This is a genomic window from Enterobacter sp. V87_3 (assembly GCF_029967835.1).
Lineage (GTDB): Bacteria > Pseudomonadota > Gammaproteobacteria > Enterobacterales > Enterobacteriaceae > Enterobacter > Enterobacter cancerogenus.
Genome location: NZ_JASCAM010000026.1, coordinates 1 through 16,647 on the forward strand (window position 1 = coordinate 1; position 16,647 = coordinate 16,647).

The 16,647-nt window shown below is 56.0% G+C and carries 17 protein-coding genes; 7 read left to right on the forward strand and 10 right to left on the reverse strand.

Features of this window, described 5'->3' with window-relative positions; genetic code table 11:
• The first annotated feature begins 232 nt into the window (after positions 1–232).
• On the forward strand, positions 233–577 hold the full coding sequence (locus QLG21_RS15555; RefSeq protein WP_137849461.1) for a FlxA-like family protein: 345 nt from the start codon (positions 233–235) through the stop codon (positions 575–577).
• Here QLG21_RS15555 and QLG21_RS15560 read toward each other — a convergent pair.
• Positions 568–1,509 carry a LysR family transcriptional regulator gene (locus tag QLG21_RS15560; RefSeq protein WP_137849462.1) on the reverse strand — a complete coding sequence of 314 codons (942 nt, stop codon included), beginning with the start codon at positions 1,507–1,509 and terminating at the stop codon, positions 568–570. The two genes, QLG21_RS15555 and QLG21_RS15560, sit on opposite strands and share 10 nt — an antisense overlap.
• Positions 1,510–1,598: 89 nt before the next feature.
• Here QLG21_RS15560 and QLG21_RS15565 point away from each other — a divergent pair, with 89 nt between their 5' ends.
• Positions 1,599–2,594 carry a bile acid:sodium symporter family protein gene (locus QLG21_RS15565; RefSeq protein WP_058610269.1) on the forward strand — a complete coding sequence of 332 codons (996 nt, stop codon included), beginning with the start codon at positions 1,599–1,601 and terminating at the stop codon, positions 2,592–2,594.
• Here the strand turns inward: QLG21_RS15565 and QLG21_RS15570 are convergent.
• The 3 genes from QLG21_RS15570 to zipA form a co-directional block, all read right to left on the reverse strand.
• Complete coding sequence (locus tag QLG21_RS15570) at positions 2,591–2,806, reverse strand: DUF3820 family protein (protein ID WP_006176597.1); 216 nt, start codon at positions 2,804–2,806, stop codon at positions 2,591–2,593. The genes QLG21_RS15565 and QLG21_RS15570 overlap by 4 nt on opposite strands.
• Position 2,807: 1 nt before the next feature.
• Positions 2,808–4,823 (reverse strand): NAD-dependent DNA ligase LigA, encoded by a 2,016-nt coding sequence (ligA, locus tag QLG21_RS15575; protein WP_006176598.1) that lies wholly within the window; start codon positions 4,821–4,823, stop codon positions 2,808–2,810.
• 69 nt (positions 4,824–4,892) lie between these two features.
• The gene (gene zipA / locus QLG21_RS15580; RefSeq protein ID WP_282484759.1) at positions 4,893–5,888 is read right to left on the reverse strand and encodes a cell division protein ZipA; all 996 of its coding nucleotides are present in this window, start codon (positions 5,886–5,888) and stop codon (positions 4,893–4,895) included.
• A gap of 230 nt (positions 5,889–6,118) precedes the next feature.
• Between zipA and cysZ the strand changes: the two genes are divergently transcribed.
• The 5 genes from cysZ (at position 6,119) to crr (ending at position 10,911) form a co-directional block, all read left to right on the forward strand.
• A complete protein-coding gene (cysZ, locus tag QLG21_RS15585; protein WP_042320621.1) occupies positions 6,119–6,880 on the forward strand; it encodes a sulfate transporter CysZ in 762 nt (253 codons plus the stop codon).
• Positions 6,881–7,043: 163 nt separating this feature from the next.
• Positions 7,044–8,015: a cysteine synthase A gene (gene cysK / locus QLG21_RS15590; protein WP_006176601.1), complete on the forward strand. Its 972-nt coding sequence runs from the start codon at positions 7,044–7,046 to the stop codon at positions 8,013–8,015.
• A 317-nt stretch (positions 8,016–8,332) separates the two neighbouring features.
• The gene (gene ptsH / locus QLG21_RS15595; RefSeq protein ID WP_000487600.1) at positions 8,333–8,590 is read left to right on the forward strand and encodes a phosphocarrier protein Hpr; all 258 of its coding nucleotides are present in this window, start codon (positions 8,333–8,335) and stop codon (positions 8,588–8,590) included.
• 44 nt (positions 8,591–8,634) lie between these two features.
• On the forward strand, positions 8,635–10,362 hold the full coding sequence (ptsI, locus tag QLG21_RS15600; RefSeq protein WP_006176603.1) for a phosphoenolpyruvate-protein phosphotransferase PtsI: 1,728 nt from the start codon (positions 8,635–8,637) through the stop codon (positions 10,360–10,362).
• Between the two features lie 39 nt (positions 10,363–10,401).
• The gene (gene crr / locus QLG21_RS15605; protein WP_003861316.1) at positions 10,402–10,911 is read left to right on the forward strand and encodes a PTS glucose transporter subunit IIA; all 510 of its coding nucleotides are present in this window, start codon (positions 10,402–10,404) and stop codon (positions 10,909–10,911) included.
• Between the two features lie 44 nt (positions 10,912–10,955).
• Here crr and pdxK read toward each other — a convergent pair whose 3' ends face one another.
• The 6 genes from pdxK to QLG21_RS15635 form a co-directional block, all read right to left on the reverse strand.
• Positions 10,956–11,792, reverse strand: a complete 837-nt coding sequence (gene pdxK, locus QLG21_RS15610; protein WP_282484760.1) for a pyridoxine/pyridoxal/pyridoxamine kinase — start codon at positions 11,790–11,792, stop codon at positions 10,956–10,958.
• A 5-nt stretch (positions 11,793–11,797) separates the two neighbouring features.
• Complete coding sequence (gene cysM, locus QLG21_RS15615; protein WP_282484761.1) at positions 11,798–12,709, reverse strand: cysteine synthase CysM; 912 nt, start codon at positions 12,707–12,709, stop codon at positions 11,798–11,800.
• Between the two features lie 113 nt (positions 12,710–12,822).
• Complete coding sequence (gene cysA, locus QLG21_RS15620) at positions 12,823–13,917, reverse strand: sulfate/thiosulfate ABC transporter ATP-binding protein CysA (RefSeq protein ID WP_282484762.1); 1,095 nt, start codon at positions 13,915–13,917, stop codon at positions 12,823–12,825.
• Positions 13,907–14,782, reverse strand: a complete 876-nt coding sequence (gene cysW / locus QLG21_RS15625) for a sulfate/thiosulfate ABC transporter permease CysW (protein WP_006176607.1) — start codon at positions 14,780–14,782, stop codon at positions 13,907–13,909. Before cysW ends, cysA begins: the two co-directional genes overlap by 11 nt.
• A complete protein-coding gene (cysT, locus tag QLG21_RS15630) occupies positions 14,782–15,615 on the reverse strand; it encodes a sulfate/thiosulfate ABC transporter permease CysT (protein WP_006176608.1) in 834 nt (277 codons plus the stop codon). The genes cysW and cysT overlap by 1 nt, the downstream gene beginning before the upstream one ends.
• Complete coding sequence (locus tag QLG21_RS15635) at positions 15,615–16,628, reverse strand: sulfate ABC transporter substrate-binding protein (protein ID WP_137272264.1); 1,014 nt, start codon at positions 16,626–16,628, stop codon at positions 15,615–15,617. The genes cysT and QLG21_RS15635 overlap by 1 nt, the downstream gene beginning before the upstream one ends.
• Positions 16,629–16,647 lie beyond the last annotated feature (19 nt).

Genomic DNA, 16,647 nt, shown 5'->3' on the forward strand with positions numbered 1-16,647 from the left:
ACTTTTAATCAATTGGTCGCAGGTTCGAATCCTGCACGACCCACCAATGTAAAAAGGCGCCCTAAAGGCGCCTTTTTGCTATCTGCGATTTTAATGATTCGAACCTGCAGCAGGTTAAGCCGAACGCAGTGAGGCAATCAGCGCTCCCCTAACCCTCTACGCCGTATAGCAATTTCCCTCAAGCTAATCCTTTTTTTGCCGATATCTCTGTTTTATGGCGCGAGGAAAAAGCATGACAACCATTCAGACATCAACTCCCTCTCTGCAAACCAGCAGCAGCGGCGGAAGCGGCAACTCAAGCAGTAACGATATCGCAGCTCAGATTAGCCGTATCACAGCAAAAATCGTCAAACTGACGCAGCAGTTAAAAGATATCCCTAACGGCAGCGGCAGTGTAGAAGATAAGAAAAAACAGCAGGATATCATTCAGTCGCAGATTAAGCTTTTGCAGACACAGCTGGCGCAACTTCAGCGTCAGCAGGCCGAAGAGGCGCAGCAAAAACATGAGCAGAAGCAGGCCCGCGTTGAAGGGGTAAATATTCCTTCAGACGATCGTCAGATTGACATCTATATCTGACGTTCCGGCGCGTGGAACAGCGGGTCGCGCGTGCGAGCCTCGGTTAGCTTCCGGGCCTGAATGCGCACCCCTTCCCAGACAGCCTGTGCCGCGCCCGACAACGAGCGGTTTTTACGACGCACCAGCATCAGTTGACGTTCAATACAGGGAACCAGTCGCTTCACCGTCAGACGGCTACCCTGCGGCAGGGGCAAGGCCAGCGCCGGTAGCACGCTGATGCCAATTCCCGCCTCCACCATCGGAAACAGCGTGGCAGGGTGCCCAATCTCCTGCACAATCTCCGCCTGCACGCCCTGCGCAATAAGCGCAGCATCAATCAGCGGACGGCTTCCCGAGGCGTAATCCTGCAAAACCAGGTTCGCGCCCTGCAGCGCCATCCAGTCAACGTGCGGCAGCAGAGCCAGCGGATCGTCGTCGCGGCACAGCAGCAGGAAAGGCTCTGAAAGCACAATCTCCGTCTCCAGATCGCTCACCTGCCCCGGATCGATAACGATACCGAAATCCACCTCCCCCTGACGTATGCTCTCAAGCACCCACTGCTGTGGACGGTCGTGAAGAACAAAATCTATGTCCGGGTAGCGGCGGTTGCTCTCGGCAATACATTGCGGAATGAGGTGAGCAGAGATGGTCTGGCTCGCCGCCACCCGCACGGTACCCGAAAGCTGCTGTCCGAGCCGCCCCACATCCCGCAATGTGCTGTTCAATTCATCCAGTAGCCGTTCCAGCCGCGTCGCCAGCTGTAGCCCGGCCTCGGTAAGCACGACTTCGCGCGTGGTGCGGTCGAGCAGCTTCACGCCGGTCTGGTTTTCCAGCTCTTTAACGCTGTGGCTAACGGCGGACTGGCTCAACCCAATCATCTCCCCTGCCCGGCTAAAACTTCGGGCATGGGCAACGGTGACAAAAATGCGTAGCTGGCGGAGTGAGTAATTCATCTGTTTTATTCATATATGGATGCAATAAATCAATTTTATTTCTCAAATGAAAAAAAGCACAATAGCCATATCTGCATTCAGGAGTCATTATGAAACTCTTTCGTATCCTTGATCCTTTTACGCTTACCCTCATCGTCACCGTTCTGCTGGCCTCGTTCTTTCCGGCACGCGGCGGATTCGTTCCCTTTTTTGAAGGGCTGACCACGGCGGCCATCGCCCTGCTGTTCTTTATGCACGGTGCAAAACTGTCGCGTGAAGCGATCATCGCAGGCGGCAGCCACTGGCGATTGCACCTGTGGGTGATGTGCAGCACCTTCATTCTCTTCCCCGTTCTCGGCGTCCTTTTTGCCTGGTGGGCACCGGTTAACGTCGACCCGGCGCTCTATACCGGCTTCCTGTATCTGTGCATTTTGCCCGCTACCGTGCAGTCCGCAATTGCGTTTACGTCGCTGGCAGGTGGTAACGTTGCGGCGGCGGTGTGTTCGGCTTCCGCCTCCAGCCTGTTGGGCATTTTTGTCTCGCCGCTGCTGGTCGGGCTGCTGATGAACATGCATGGCGCGGAAGGTAACCTGGAGCAGGTCGGGAAGATCTGTCTGCAGCTGCTCCTGCCGTTTGTGCTTGGGCATCTCTCCCGTCCGTGGACGGCGAACTTCGTTACGAAGCACAAAAAGTGGATTTCAAAAACCGATCAGACGTCAATTCTGCTGGTGGTCTACTCCGCCTTCAGTGAAGCCGTGGTCAATGGCATCTGGCATAAAGTCGGTGCTGGCTCGCTGCTCTTCATCGTGGTGGTAAGCATTGTTCTTCTGGCGATAGTCATTGCGGTGAACGTGTTTGTGGCACGCAAATGCGGCTTCAACAAAGCCGATGAAATTACCATTGTCTTCTGCGGATCGAAAAAGAGCCTGGCGAACGGTATCCCGATGGCCAACATTCTTTTTCCAACTTCGATGATAGGGATGATGGTGCTGCCACTGATGATTTTCCATCAGATCCAGCTGATGGTCTGCGCGGTGCTGGCGCGTCGCTACAAGCGTCAGGCAGAAAAGCAGGCGCAGGAAGAGACCCGCGCCGCGAAAGCTTAAGGGCGTTTCAGGGGCTGAACCAGCTGTGTCAGCCCCTCGGTTTTAACCAGTAACGTGATAGCCATAAGTTCACCCAGTCGCCCGGCGGGAAACTCGTCCTTACGGGCAAACCACAGCAAATACTCTTCCGGCAAATCAATCAGCCTGCGGCCTTTATACTTGCCGAACGGCATCTCCGTGTTGGCGATATCGATAAGCTGCTCTTTCTCCACGTTATTCTCCCAGCAGGCGCAGCATTTCCGCCTCGTCGATTACCTCAATGCCCAGTTCCTGCGCTTTAGCAAGCTTCGAACCGGCGGCTTCTCCGGCGATCACCAGGTCGGTTTTCTTCGATACGCTGCCCGCCACTTTTGCGCCCAACGCCACCAGACGCGCTTTCGCATCATCACGTGAAAGCTGGCTCAGGCTCCCTGTCAGGACCACCGTTTTACCGGCGAACGGGCTGTCTATTTCCTCGGCATTCACCACAACCGGCGCAGGCCAGCTGATCCCCTCGGCCAGCAGCTTGCCGATAACCTCGCGGTTGCTCTCTTCAGCAAAGAAGTTAAAGACATGCGTCGCGACCACAATTCCAACGTCCGGGACTTTTTGCAGTTCGTCGATACTGGCTTTCTCCAGCGCCTCCAGGGTACCAAAATACGCGGCCAGACCAGCGGCCGTAGCTTCGCCCACTTCACGAATACCCAACGCATAAAGGAAACGGGCAAAGGTCGTCTTTTTGGCGGTTTCGAGGGCGTTCACCACATTTTGCGCCGACTTTGGCCCCATGCGATCAAGACCGGTCAGTTTACCCGCCGTCAGCTTAAACAGATCGGCTGGCGTATGGACGTACTCTTTTTCCACCAGTTGATCGATGATTTTGTCGCCCATGCCGTCGACGTCCATGGCGCGACGTGAAACGAAGTGCTTCAGCGACTCTTTGCGCTGGGCCCCGCAGATCAAGCCACCGGTGCAGCGCGTTACGGCCTCACCTTCAACGCGTTCAACGTCCGAACCGCATACCGGGCAATGTGACGGGAACTCAATTGCACGGGTATCGTCCGGGCGTTCTGACTCCACGACGTTCACCACCTGCGGGATCACATCCCCCGCACGGCGAATCACTACCTTGTCACCAATGCGCAGCCCCAGGCGCGCAATTTCATCGGCATTGTGCAGCGTCGCATTGCTGACGAGCACGCCAGCCACCTGCACCGGCTCAAGACGCGCCACCGGCGTGATCGCCCCGGTGCGCCCGACCTGAAACTCCACGTCGCGAACAAAGGTCATCTGCTCCTGCGCCGGGAATTTAAAGGCCACCGCCCAACGCGGCGCGCGTGCGACAAAGCCTAACTGCTCCTGTAACGCCAGCGAGTTGACCTTAATCACCACGCCGTCGATGTCAAAGCCCAGGGTCGGACGATCTTCTTCCACCTTGTGGTAGAACGCCAGCACGGCCTCAGGGGAATCACAGAGCTGCACGCGGTTGCTTACCGGCAGCCCCCAGGCCTTAAACTGCAGCAAACGGCCCAGATGAGTATCAGGCAGTTCACCGCCCTCCAGAATACCCACGCCGTAGCAGAAGAACGTCAGCGGTCGCTTCGCGGTGATACGCGGATCAAGCTGGCGTAAGGAGCCCGCCGCCGCATTACGCGGGTTAGCAAACACTTTGCCGCCGGTCCGACGCGCCTCTTCGTTAATCTTTTCAAAGCCCGCCTGTGGCAGGAACACTTCCCCGCGCACTTCAAGACGCGCAGGAATGTTATCGCCGTGCAGCTTCAGCGGGATGGCGCGAATAGTGCGAACGTTCGTGGTGATATCCTCACCCGTGGTGCCGTCGCCGCGGGTCGCCGCGCGCACCAGTACGCCGTTTTCATACAGAATGCTGACGGCCAGGCCGTCCAGCTTCAGCTCGCAGCACCAGGTCAGCGCATCGCTGCTTTTAAGCCGATCCTGCACGCGCTTGTTGAATGCCAGAAAACTCTCTTCATCAAAGACGTTATCCAGCGACAGCATAGGCACTTCATGACGCACCTGACTGAATGCACCCAGCGGCTCTGCACCGACGCGCTGCGTTGGGGAGTCCGGGGTAATAAGCTCGGGATGCTGCGCTTCTAATTCACGCAGCTCACGCATCAGGCGGTCATACTCCGCATCCGGCACTTCCGGCGCGTCCATAACGTGATAGAGATATTCATGATGGCGAAGCGTGGTTCGCAGTTCAGTGAGTTGTTGTTCGATTGAGTCCATATCGCACCATCAATGAGAAAAAACCCCCGACATGCGGGGGTTGAGGAGGTGGTGAAGTGAGCGCGTGTATTACGCGTTCGCTTCCTTAACGTCGCGGATGCGGTCCTGATACTCGCGCAGTTTTTGCGGCGTCATCATCCGACGCTGATCGTCAAGCACCACACCGCCGACTTCGTCGGCAATGTGCTGGGCAGACTGCAGCATCAGCTTAAAGTTTTGCAGCTCGTCACCGTAGGACGGCACCTGCATAAAGATGGTGATCCCCGGCGTCACGAAATCCCCGGTCATTTCCGGATCAAAAGTGCCAGGATTCACCATATTAGCGAGGCTAAACAGCGCCGGGCCGCTACCGTCCGGGCTTAAGTGGCGATGGAAGATGTTCATATCGCCAAACTTGAAGCCAGCCTGTTGAATGCTGTTAAGCAGCACGTCACCGTTGAGGTGGCTACCGTGATGCGCAGCCACGTTCATGATGATGACCGTTTCCTTACGCTGCGGTTTTTCAACGACCGGCTCTGGCTCAACAACCGGCTCTGGCTCAACGAGCGGCGCCGGAGCGGGCTGCACGGGTTCAGGCTGCGGTTGTTGCATCGGCTGCGGCTGTTGCATCGGCTGCGGCTGCGGCTGCGGCTGCGGTTGTTGTACCGGTTGCTGCACAGGTTGCTGCTGCACCGGTTGTGGCGCGGCAGGCTGCTGCTGAACAGGCTGTTGCGGTTGACGCACCGGCTCCTGAACAGGCGGCTGCGCGGGCTGGCGCGGCTGGGCAGAGGCATACGGCGGTTGATACTGGTGCTGCGCAGGACGAGGGGCGTCATGCTCCCCATGCGCTACGCCGGGCGCAGTATTGACCCGATGAACACGAACTTCACCCACGCCGTCGTCGTCGCTTCCTACGATGTCGTCTTCACCGTCATCGTCTTCACGACTGGACTTCATGCGCTTCAGTGGGCGATCGCGAAACATAGAAGAGCGCTCTTTACGGCTGGTCCAGAAACCATGGACCAGTAAAGCGATTATGGCGATCGCGCCAACAATGATTAATATCAGACGCAAATCCTGCATCATTATATTCTCTGTTGTTCTAACACCTTGCCACCACGGCAAACATTTACTCACTAAGAGTATTTGCCGTTTACGTCAAGTGCAAGTGTATGCAGAGCATTCACAGCATAAAGATGCGCTAAAACGTGCTTTTTGCTGTTTTTTCGAACATTTCCGAACTGGTCATTGGCCCGCAACTGGATAATATAGGCGGGCAATTTCACTGGTTGTGTAAAAAGGAGTACAGCCTGGTTATGGTTTCAACATCGTCTTCAACGCCCCGCAGCGGCGTGTGGTATTTCTCTCAGGGCTGGAAACTGGTCTCCCTGCCGGGTATTCGCCGCTTTGTTATTCTGCCACTGCTGATCAACATCCTGCTGATGGGCGGCGCGTTCTGGTGGCTGTTCACGAAGCTGGAAAGCTGGATCCCCTCGCTGATGAGCTACGTGCCGGATTGGCTACAGTGGCTGAACTACCTGCTGTGGCCGGTTGCGGTTGTGTCCGTGCTGCTGGTGTTTGGCTATTTCTTCTCAACGATTGCCAACTGGATCGCCGCGCCGTTTAACGGCCTGCTGGCGGAACAGCTGGAAGCGCGACTGACCGGTGCGACACCGCCGGACACGGGCGTACTGGGCATCATGAAAGATGTGCCGCGCATCATGAAGCGCGAGTGGCAAAAGTTTGCATGGTACCTGCCGCGCGCGATTGTGCTGCTCATTCTCTATTTCGTGCCGGGCATCGGGCAGACGGTGGCCCCGGTGCTGTGGTTCCTGTTCAGCGCGTGGATGCTCGCCATCCAGTACTGCGACTACCCCTTCGATAACCATAAGGTGCCGTTCAAAGAGATGCGCACCGCCCTGCGAACGCAGAAGGTGGCCAACATGCAGTTCGGCGCGCTGACCAGCCTGTTCACCATGATCCCGTTCCTGAATCTGTTCATCATGCCGGTCGCTGTGTGCGGTGCCACCGCAATGTGGGTGGACTGCTACCGTGCTAAGCACGCGTTATGGAAATAATGCAAAAATGTGTAAAGAGGGAGTAGCTTATGCTCTCCCTTATTCCATACTGATCCCCATTATTTCCTTGCAGCATATAGATATGCGAATTCCTTACTTCCCCCTACCTGTACTACAGGTATGCTGGGTCGGTATCCCAATTTCATACAGTTAAGGACAGGCCATGAGTAAGATTTATGAAGACAACTCGCTGACTATCGGTCATACGCCCCTGGTTCGACTGAACCGTATCGGTAATGGACGCATCCTGGCGAAGGTCGAATCTCGTAACCCGAGCTTCAGCGTGAAATGCCGTATCGGTGCAAACATGATTTGGGATGCCGAAAAACGTGGCGTGCTGAAGCCTGGCGTTGAGCTGGTTGAGCCTACCAGCGGCAACACCGGTATTGCTCTGGCTTACGTGGCAGCCGCGCGCGGCTATAAGCTGACGCTGACCATGCCTGAAACCATGAGTATTGAACGTCGCAAGCTGCTGAAAGCGCTGGGTGCAAACCTGGTGCTGACCGAAGGCGCGAAAGGCATGAAAGGGGCCATCCAGAAAGCCGAAGAGATTGTGGCGAGCGACCCGGCCAAATACCTGTTGCTGCAGCAGTTCAGCAACCCGGCAAACCCGGAGATTCATGAGAAAACCACCGGCCCGGAAATCTGGGAAGATACCGACGGCCAGGTTGATGTTTTCATCTCCGGCGTGGGTACCGGCGGCACCCTGACGGGCGTATCGCGCTATATTAAAGGCACCAAAGGCAAAAAAGATTTAATCACCGTGGCCGTGGAGCCAACCGACTCTCCAGTAATTGCTCAGGCGCTGGCGGGTGAAGAGCTGAAACCAGGCCCGCATAAAATCCAGGGCATTGGCGCAGGCTTCATTCCGGGTAACCTGGATCTGAAGCTGATCGACAAGGTTGTCGCTATTACTAACGAAGAGGCGATCTCCACCGCGCGTCGTCTGATGGACGAAGAAGGCATTCTGGCCGGTATCTCCTCAGGAGCGGCCGTCGCGGCGGCGCTCAAGCTTCAGGAAGATGAAACCTTTACCAATAAGAATATTGTGGTTATCCTGCCCTCCTCGGGTGAGCGTTACTTAAGTACTGCCCTGTTCGCCGATCTCTTTACTGAAAAAGAGCTGCAACAGTAATGCCAGCATGTTAAAAACGCGTAAAAAAGCACCTTTTCGGGTGCTTTTTTGTGGTCTGCTTCAAAGTTTTACCCCTCCTGGCATTGATTCACCCCGTCTGGTCTGGTATTTAAACCAGCAATTATTTTGAAGCGCGAAATTAATCATTCAACGAAATCGCCTTGCTGAATCGATTTTATGATTTGGTTCAAGTCTTGCTTTCACTGCATAATGTTTAATGACGGTAGAAACGTCAGCGCTAACAATACAGGCTAAAGTTAAGTCGCCAGGCTAGACTTTAGTTCCACAACACTAAACCTATAAGTTGGGGAAATACAATGTTCCAGCAAGAAGTTACCATTACCGCTCCGAACGGTCTGCATACCCGCCCTGCTGCTCAGTTTGTTAAAGAAGCGAAAGGCTTCACTTCTGAAATCACTGTGACTTCCAACGGCAAAAGCGCCAGCGCAAAAAGCCTGTTCAAACTGCAAACTCTGGGCCTGACTCAGGGTACCGTTGTGACCATCTCCGCAGAAGGCGAAGATGAGCAGAAAGCAGTTGAGCATCTGGTAAAACTGATGGCTGAGCTCGAGTAAGTTTACGGGTTCTTTTATATATCAGTCACAAGTAAGGTAGGGTTATGATTTCAGGCATTTTAGCATCCCCGGGTATCGCTTTCGGCAAAGCACTGCTGCTGAAAGAAGACGAGATCGTCATCGACCGGAAAAAAATTTCTGCCGACAAGGTTGATCAGGAAGTTGAACGTTTTCTGAGCGGTCGTGCCAAGGCATCTGCGCAACTGGAAGCGATCAAAACTAAAGCTGGTGAAACTTTCGGTGAAGAAAAAGAAGCCATCTTCGAAGGGCACATCATGCTGCTCGAAGATGAGGAGCTGGAGCAGGAAATCATAGCCCTGATTAAAGATAAAGGCATGACGGCTGATGCAGCTGCGCATGAAGTTATCGAAGGTCAGGCAACTGCCCTGGAAGAACTGGATGATGAATACCTGAAAGAGCGTGCGGCGGACGTACGTGACATCGGTAAGCGCCTGCTGCGCAACATCCTGGGTCTGGCCATTATCGATCTGAGCGCGATTCAGGACGAAGTTATCCTGGTTGCCGCCGATCTGACCCCGTCTGAAACCGCACAGCTGAACCTGAACAAGGTGCTGGGTTTCATCACCGATGCGGGTGGACGTACCTCCCACACCTCTATCATGGCGCGTTCTCTGGAACTGCCTGCCATCGTGGGTACCGGTAGCGTCACCTCTCAGGTGAAAAACGACGACTATCTGATTCTGGATGCCGTAAACAATGTGGTTTACGTCAACCCAACTAACGACGTGATCGAGCAGCTGCGCACCGTTCAGGAGCAGGTTGCTACCGAGAAAGCGGAACTCGCTAAGCTGAAAGATCTGCCAGCCATTACGCTGGACGGTCATCAGGTTGAAGTTTGCGCTAACATCGGTACCGTCCGCGACGTCGACGGCGCTGAGCGCAACGGCGCGGAAGGTGTCGGTCTGTATCGTACTGAATTCCTGTTCATGGACCGCGACGCGCTGCCAACCGAAGAAGAGCAGTTCGCTGCTTACAAAGCGGTGGCTGAAGCCTGTGGCTCTCAGGCGGTTATCGTACGTACGATGGACATCGGTGGCGACAAAGAGTTGCCGTACATGAACTTCCCGAAAGAAGAGAACCCGTTCCTGGGCTGGCGTGCGGTTCGTATCGCCATGGATCGTAAAGAGATCCTGCGTGACCAGGTTCGCGCTATCCTGCGTGCCTCTGCGTTCGGTAAGCTGCGCATTATGTTCCCGATGATCATCTCTGTTGAAGAAGTGCGTGCACTGAAAAAAGAGATCGAAATCTACAAACAGGAGCTGCGCGACGAAGGCAAAGCCTTTGACGAGTCAATTGAGATCGGCGTAATGGTGGAAACACCTGCGGCGGCGACCATTGCGCGTCATTTAGCCAAAGAAGTTGATTTCTTTAGTATCGGTACCAATGATTTAACGCAGTACACCCTGGCAGTTGACCGTGGTAATGATATGATTTCACATCTCTACCAGCCAATGTCACCGTCCGTACTGACGCTTATTAAGCAAGTTATTGATGCTTCTCATGCAGAAGGTAAATGGACTGGCATGTGCGGTGAGCTTGCAGGCGACGAACGTGCTACACTTCTGTTGCTGGGTATGGGTCTGGACGAATTCTCTATGAGCGCCATTTCCATCCCTCGCATTAAGAAGATTATCCGTAACACGAACTTCGAAGATGCGAAGGTATTAGCAGAGCAGGCTCTTGCTCAACCGACAACGGACGAGTTAATGACGCTGGTTAACAAGTTCATTGAAGAAAAAACAATCTGCTAATCCACGAGATGCGGCCCAATTACTGCTTAGGAGAAGATCATGGGTTTGTTCGATAAACTGAAATCTCTGGTTTCTGATGACAAGAAAGACTCCGGAACTATTGAGATTGTTGCTCCGCTCTCCGGCGAGATCGTCAACATCGAAGACGTGCCGGATGTAGTGTTTGCTGAGAAAATCGTTGGTGATGGCATTGCTATCAAACCAACTGGCAACAAAATGGTTGCTCCAGTTGACGGCACCATCGGTAAAATTTTTGAAACCAACCATGCGTTCTCTATCGAATCTGATAGCGGTATCGAACTGTTCGTTCACTTCGGTATCGACACCGTTGAACTGAAAGGCGAAGGCTTCAAACGTATCGCAGAAGAAGGCCAGCGCGTTAAAGTTGGCGACCCGGTGATTGAATTCGATCTGCCACTGCTGGAAGAAAAAGCCAAGTCTACCCTGACGCCGGTTGTTATCTCCAACATGGATGAAATCAAAGAACTGATCAAACTGTCTGGCAGCGTGACCGTGGGTGAAACCCCGGTTATCCGCATCAAGAAGTAATTCTTGCCGCACAGAAAAATGGCGCCTTCGGGCGCCATTTTTGTTTATGCAGGAAGAATAAGCTCGTCATAGCCTTTTTCATGCGTGAACATCATCACCTCGGTGACGCGGTCCCCCGCCCTGCGAATCGCCTCTGCAACGCTCTTTCCTTCAACGATACCGCTCACCAGCTCAGAGCAGAACAGATCGCCGGTGCCTTTCAGGTCCGTCTTCACGCGTGGGTGCGCGCTCACGGTAACGCCTTCCTGGGTGACCAGCACCACATGGATGTTTTCCGGGGCGTCAGCAACGGGCGCGCTGGTGATGGCTACCCATTTCAGCGTGTCTGAGAGCAACCCCTGAGCCGCCGCGATGGCGCTTTCAGGCGTGCGGCACGGTTTGCCGCTGAGCACCTCGAGTTCAAAGACGTTAGGCGTAATCCCCTGCGCCAGCGGCAGCAGATGCTGGCGGTAGGCTTCCGGGATATCGGGCTTCACGTACATGCCGCTATCGATATCCCCGATAACCGGGTCAACAAGCACCAGCAGGTCGGGATGCTGAACTTTGATCGCTTTCAGCCAGTGAGACAGCAGCGCAATCTGGCTGGCGCTACCCATATAGCCCGTGGTCACGGCTTTCAGCTCGCGCAAAATCTCGCGCTCTTCCAGCGCCTTCAGATAGCCGCTAAACCACTCGTCCGGGATTACCCCGCCGTAAAACGTATCGTAATGGGGTGTGTTGCTGAACAGCACCGTTGGCACCGCCGTAACGTTCAGTTGATGGGTCCTGATATTCGGCACCGCAATGCTGTTACCCACGCTGCCGTAAACCACCTGCGACTGCACGGCAACAATGTCGGTTTGCTGCGCCCGGGTTTTATCCCGGAATAAAATCATCTCCATGACGCTTAAATCCCCGCCCCCTGCGAATAACTCTCTTCACCAAAGACGCCGGTAGACAGATAACGATCCCCGCGATCGCAGATTATCGCCACCACCACCGCGCCCGGATTGTCCTGCGCTACCCGGATCGCACCGGCTACCGCGCCGCCCGAACTGACGCCGCAGAAGATACCTTCACGCACGGCCAGCTCACGCATGGTATTCTCCGCCTCACGCTGGTGAATATCCAGCACCAGGTCCACCAGTTGCGCATTAAAAATGCCCGGCATGTACTCTGCGGGCCAGCGGCGAATGCCGGGGATGCTGCTTCCCTCTTCCGGCTGCAGGCCGACGATGGTGACCGCTTTTTCCTGCTCACGCAGAAAACGCGACACGCCGGTAATGGTGCCGGTTGTGCCCATGCTGGAGACAAAGTGGCTGATGCGCCCCCCGGTTTGCTGCCAGATTTCTGGCCCGGTGGTGGTGTAGTGAGCGTACGGGTTATCGGGATTGTTGAACTGGTCGAGCAGCTTGCCTTCGCCGCGCCCGGCCATCTCTAACGCCAGGTCGCGCGCCCCTTCCATCCCCTGCTCTTTGGTGACCAGAATCAGCTCTGCACCGTAGGCACGCATTGCCGCACGGCGCTCCTGGCTCATGTTGTCCGGCATCAAAAGCTTCATCCGGTAGCCTTTGAGCGCGGCTATCATCGCCAGCGCAATGCCCGTGTTGCCGCTGGTTGCCTCAATCAATACGTCGCCGGGCTTAATTTCACCGCGTTTTTCGGCCTCGACTATCATCGACAGCGCCGCCCGATCTTTTACCGATCCAGCGGGGTTGTTGCCTTCAAGTTTGACCCAGATTTCGCTGCCGTTGCCAGGCCCCAGGCGCTGTAGTTTGACCAGAGGGGTATTGCCGATGGTGTGTTCTAATGTATTCATGATCGCTGTCCAATAAAAAGCCCGGTGGCGCGCAGCGATCCGGGCCTACAGACGTCATATTGTAGGCCGGGTAAGCGCAGCGCCACCCGGCAAAACTACGTAATCCTAACCTATCAGGCCGACTCCGCCAGAGCAATATCCTCGCGCGTCTCAATACGCTCGTTGCCATGATAAATACGGGCATGCTGCAGGCCCACAAACAGGCGTTCACCCCGGTGCGGCGGCACGTCATCACGCATCACCACGGTCAGCGGCTCGGTGTACCAGCCCAGCGGTTGTACCACCAGTTGGGTGTAGTGCCCTTTAGGGCTAGCCTCAAGAACCTGCACCGGCAGCGGTGAATCCAGGCTGGTACGACGGCTGACGTCCACTTCCCACGGACGCAGGAACAGATCCACCGGCCCCTGATGGGCGGAAGTGTAGCCCAGCGGCCAGCGGTGCGCACCGACGTGGAACTGGCCGCCGCGAATGGTGCCCTGCAGGCGGTTCACTTCCCCCATGAATTCGAGCACGAAGCGGGTGGACGGCTCGCGCCAGAGTTGTTCCGGCTCGTCAACCTGCTCAATGTTCCCCTGGCTCATCACCACCACGCGGTCCGCGACTTCCATCGCCTCTTCCTGATCGTGGGTCACGAAGACGCTGGTAAACTTCAGCTCTTCGTGCAGCTGACGCAGCCAGCGGCGTAGCTCTTTTCGCACCTGCGCGTCCAGCGCGCCGAACGGTTCGTCCAGCAGCAGGATCTGCGGCTCAACGGCCAGCGCCCGCGCCAGGGCGACACGCTGTTTCTGACCGCCGGAAAGCTGGGCGGGAAAACGATCTGCCAGATGGGCGAGCTGCACCATCTCCAGCAGTTTGGTCACTTTCGCTTTGATGGCTGTCGCATTGGGACGTTCGCGACGGGGCAACACGGTCAGGCCAAAGGCGATGTTGTCGAATACGGTCATGTGGCGGAACAGCGCGTAGTGCTGGAACACAAAGCCCACCTTACGGTCGCGGGCATGCAGGCGGCTCACGTCGGTACCGTGGAAGCGGATGTGTCCGCTGGTCTGGTGCTCAAGCCCGGCGATGATGCGCAGCAGCGTGGTTTTACCGGAACCAGACGGCCCCAGCAGCGCGACCATTTGTCCGGAAGGGATATCCAGCGAGATATCATTCAGCACCTGGGTGCGACCAAAAGACTTCTTAATATTGGCAATCTCAATGCTCATGATTTCCCTCCTGATGCTGACGTTTTTCCTGATTCTCTAAACGCCACTGCACCACACTCTTCAAAAACAGGGTCAAAATCGCCATCAGCGTCAGCAACGCTGCGGCAGTAAAGGAACCGACGGTGTTGTAGTCCTGTTCCAGTAATTCAATCTGTAACGGCAGCGACAGGGTTTCGCCGCGGATCGAGCCGGACACCACCGACACCGCACCAAATTCGCCAATTGCGCGGGCGTTGGTCAGCACCACGCCATAGAGCAATGCCCAGCGGATATTCGGCAGCGTGACGCGACGGAACATCTGCCAGCCGGAGGCGCCCAGCAGCACCGCCGCTTCGTCTTCATGGCTGCCCTGGCTTAGCATCACCGGAACCAGTTCACGCACCACAAACGGACAGGTGACAAAAACCGTCACCAGCACCATGCCGGGCCAGGCAAACATGATTTGCAGGTTATGCTCGTCCAGCCAGCCGCCCAGCGGGCCGTTGGAGCCGTAGAACAGCAGGTAAACCAGGCCCGCCACCACCGGCGAAACCGCAAAGGGGATATCCAGCAGGGTCAGTAAAAGCTGGCGGCCTGGGAAGTTAAAGCGCGTCACCAGCCAGGCCAGCAGCGTACCGAACACCAGGTTCACCGGCACGGTGATCAGCGCAATCAGCACGGTCAGCCAGATGGCGTGGAGCATATCCGGGTTCGCCAGGTTTTCCAGCGCAGGCATCAGCCCTTTGCTGAACGCCTGTACAAAGATGTAGACCATCGGCACGACGAGAATAAACGCCGACACCAGCACGCCCGTGCCAATCAGAAACCATTTACCCCAGTTGATACGGGGCGCGTCATAGCGCTTCAATTGAGTAACTTCCGCCATCAGTGACCTACCACGCGTCGACCAAAGCGACTTTGCAGAGTGTTAATCGAGAACAGCAGCAGCAGCGACGCGGCGAGGATCACCGAGGCAATCGCACTGGCCGCCGGATAATCAAACTCCTGCAAACGCACAAAAATCATCAGCGAGGTCACTTCCGTTTTCCATGCGATATTCCCGGCGATGAAAATCACCGCGCCGAACTCACCGAGGCTGCGGGTAAACGACAGCGCCACGCCCGCCAGCAGCGCCGGAGACAGCTCCGGCAGCACCACCTTGCGAAAGCTCTGCCAGCGCGTGGCCCCCAGCGTTTCTGCCGCCTCTTCATACTCCGGGCCTAACTCTTCCAGCACCGGCTGAACGGTACGCACCACGAACGGGATGCTGGTGAAAGCCATCGCCACTGCGATACCAAGCCAGGTATAGGTCACTTTGATATCAAACTTCGCCAGCCACTCGCCGTAAAACCCGTTGACGGAGAACAGTGACGCCAGCGTTAAGCCTGCAACCGCGGTCGGCAGCGCAAACGGCAGGTCCATCAGCGCATCCAGCAGCGTACGGCCCGGAAAACGGTAGCGGGTTAAGATCCACGCCATCAGCAGGCCGAACACGCCGTTAAAAATGGAGGCCACAAACGCCGACAGCAGCGTGACCTTATAGGCCGCCACCACCTGCGGGTTGGTAATGACCTCCCAGTACTGCGCCCAGCTCATCTGCGCGAGCTGCATGACCAGCGCGCTGAGCGGCAAGAGCAAAATCAGGCAGACGAACAGCAGGCTGGTCCCGAGGCTCAGGGTAAAGCCCGGCAGCACGCGTCTTGTTGATCCTGCAAACATTACTTACGCCCCGCCGCCAGCAGTTTGTCTAACTCTCCGCCACTGACAAAGTGCGTCTTCATCACCTCAGGCCACGCGCCAAAATGATCTTCCACGCGGAACAACTCGGTCTGCGGGAATTTATCCTTCAGCGTGTTCATCACGTCCGGGTTATTCACGCGGTAGTAATAATCAGTAATGATGGTCTGCGCCTGCGGGCTGTACAGATAGTTCAGGTAAGCCTTCGCCGCCTTCTCGGTGCCGTTGGCCTTCACGTTTTTATCCACCCACGCCACCGGGAACTCGGCCAGGATGTTGGTTTTCGGGATGACCACCTCGAAGCCCTGCGCCTCGTACTGTTTGCGGATGTTGTTCACTTCCGATTCGAAGCTGATCAGCACGTCACCCAGGCCGCGCTCGGCGAAGGTGGTGGTGGCTCCGCGTCCGCCGGTATCAAACACCTCGACGTTTTTCAGGAACTGGGTCATGAACTGCTCGGTTTTGGCTTTATCGTTGCCGTCCGCCTTGTCCGCCGCGCCCCACGCGGCCAGATAGGTGTAGCGCGCGTTACCGGAGGTTTTTGGGTTCGGGAAGACAAGCTTCACGTCGGAACGCACGAGATCGTTCCAGTCGTGGATATTTTTCGGGTTGCCCTTGCGCACCAGGAAGCCCATGGTGGAGTAGAACGGCGAACTGTTGTTCGGCAGGCGGCTCTGCCAGTCCGCCGGGATCAGCTTGCCCTTGTCGTGCAGGATCTGTACATCCGTTACCTGGTTATACGTCACCACGTCCGCTTTCAGCCCCTGCAGGATCGCCAGCGCCTGCTTGGACGAACCGGCATGAGACTGCTTAATGGTCAGCTTGTCGCCGTTGTTGTCTTTAGCCCACTGCTGTTCAAACGGCGGGTTAAGGGCGGCAAACAGCTCGCGGGAGACATCATACGAGCTGTTCAGCAGCTCGGTTGCCTGCGCCTGTGCCACCAGCAGTAAACCTGCCAGCGCCAGGGAACCTTTTTTCAGTACAGAAGCGGCCATTACGCACCCTTATAAATGA

Coding starts and splice junctions, on each gene's coding strand:
- QLG21_RS15555 (WP_137849461.1), top strand. CDS start 233: ATGACAACCATTCAGACATCAACTCCCTCTCTGCAAACCAGCAGCAGC.
- ptsH (WP_000487600.1), top strand. CDS start 8,333: ATGTTCCAGCAAGAAGTTACCATTACCGCTCCGAACGGTCTGCATACC.
- pdxK (WP_282484760.1), bottom strand. CDS start 11,792: ATGGAGATGATTTTATTCCGGGATAAAACCCGGGCGCAGCAAACCGAC.
- QLG21_RS15565 (WP_058610269.1), top strand. CDS start 1,599: ATGAAACTCTTTCGTATCCTTGATCCTTTTACGCTTACCCTCATCGTC.
- cysZ (WP_042320621.1), top strand. CDS start 6,119: ATGGTTTCAACATCGTCTTCAACGCCCCGCAGCGGCGTGTGGTATTTC.
- cysK (WP_006176601.1), top strand. CDS start 7,044: ATGAGTAAGATTTATGAAGACAACTCGCTGACTATCGGTCATACGCCC.
- zipA (WP_282484759.1), bottom strand. CDS start 5,888: ATGATGCAGGATTTGCGTCTGATATTAATCATTGTTGGCGCGATCGCC.
- QLG21_RS15635 (WP_137272264.1), bottom strand. CDS start 16,628: ATGGCCGCTTCTGTACTGAAAAAAGGTTCCCTGGCGCTGGCAGGTTTA.
- cysA (WP_282484762.1), bottom strand. CDS start 13,917: ATGAGCATTGAGATTGCCAATATTAAGAAGTCTTTTGGTCGCACCCAG.
- ligA (WP_006176598.1), bottom strand. CDS start 4,823: ATGGACTCAATCGAACAACAACTCACTGAACTGCGAACCACGCTTCGC.
- cysT (WP_006176608.1), bottom strand. CDS start 15,615: ATGTTTGCAGGATCAACAAGACGCGTGCTGCCGGGCTTTACCCTGAGC.
- cysM (WP_282484761.1), bottom strand. CDS start 12,709: ATGAATACATTAGAACACACCATCGGCAATACCCCTCTGGTCAAACTA.
- crr (WP_003861316.1), top strand. CDS start 10,402: ATGGGTTTGTTCGATAAACTGAAATCTCTGGTTTCTGATGACAAGAAA.
- QLG21_RS15560 (WP_137849462.1), bottom strand. CDS start 1,509: ATGAATTACTCACTCCGCCAGCTACGCATTTTTGTCACCGTTGCCCAT.
- cysW (WP_006176607.1), bottom strand. CDS start 14,782: ATGGCGGAAGTTACTCAATTGAAGCGCTATGACGCGCCCCGTATCAAC.
- ptsI (WP_006176603.1), top strand. CDS start 8,635: ATGATTTCAGGCATTTTAGCATCCCCGGGTATCGCTTTCGGCAAAGCA.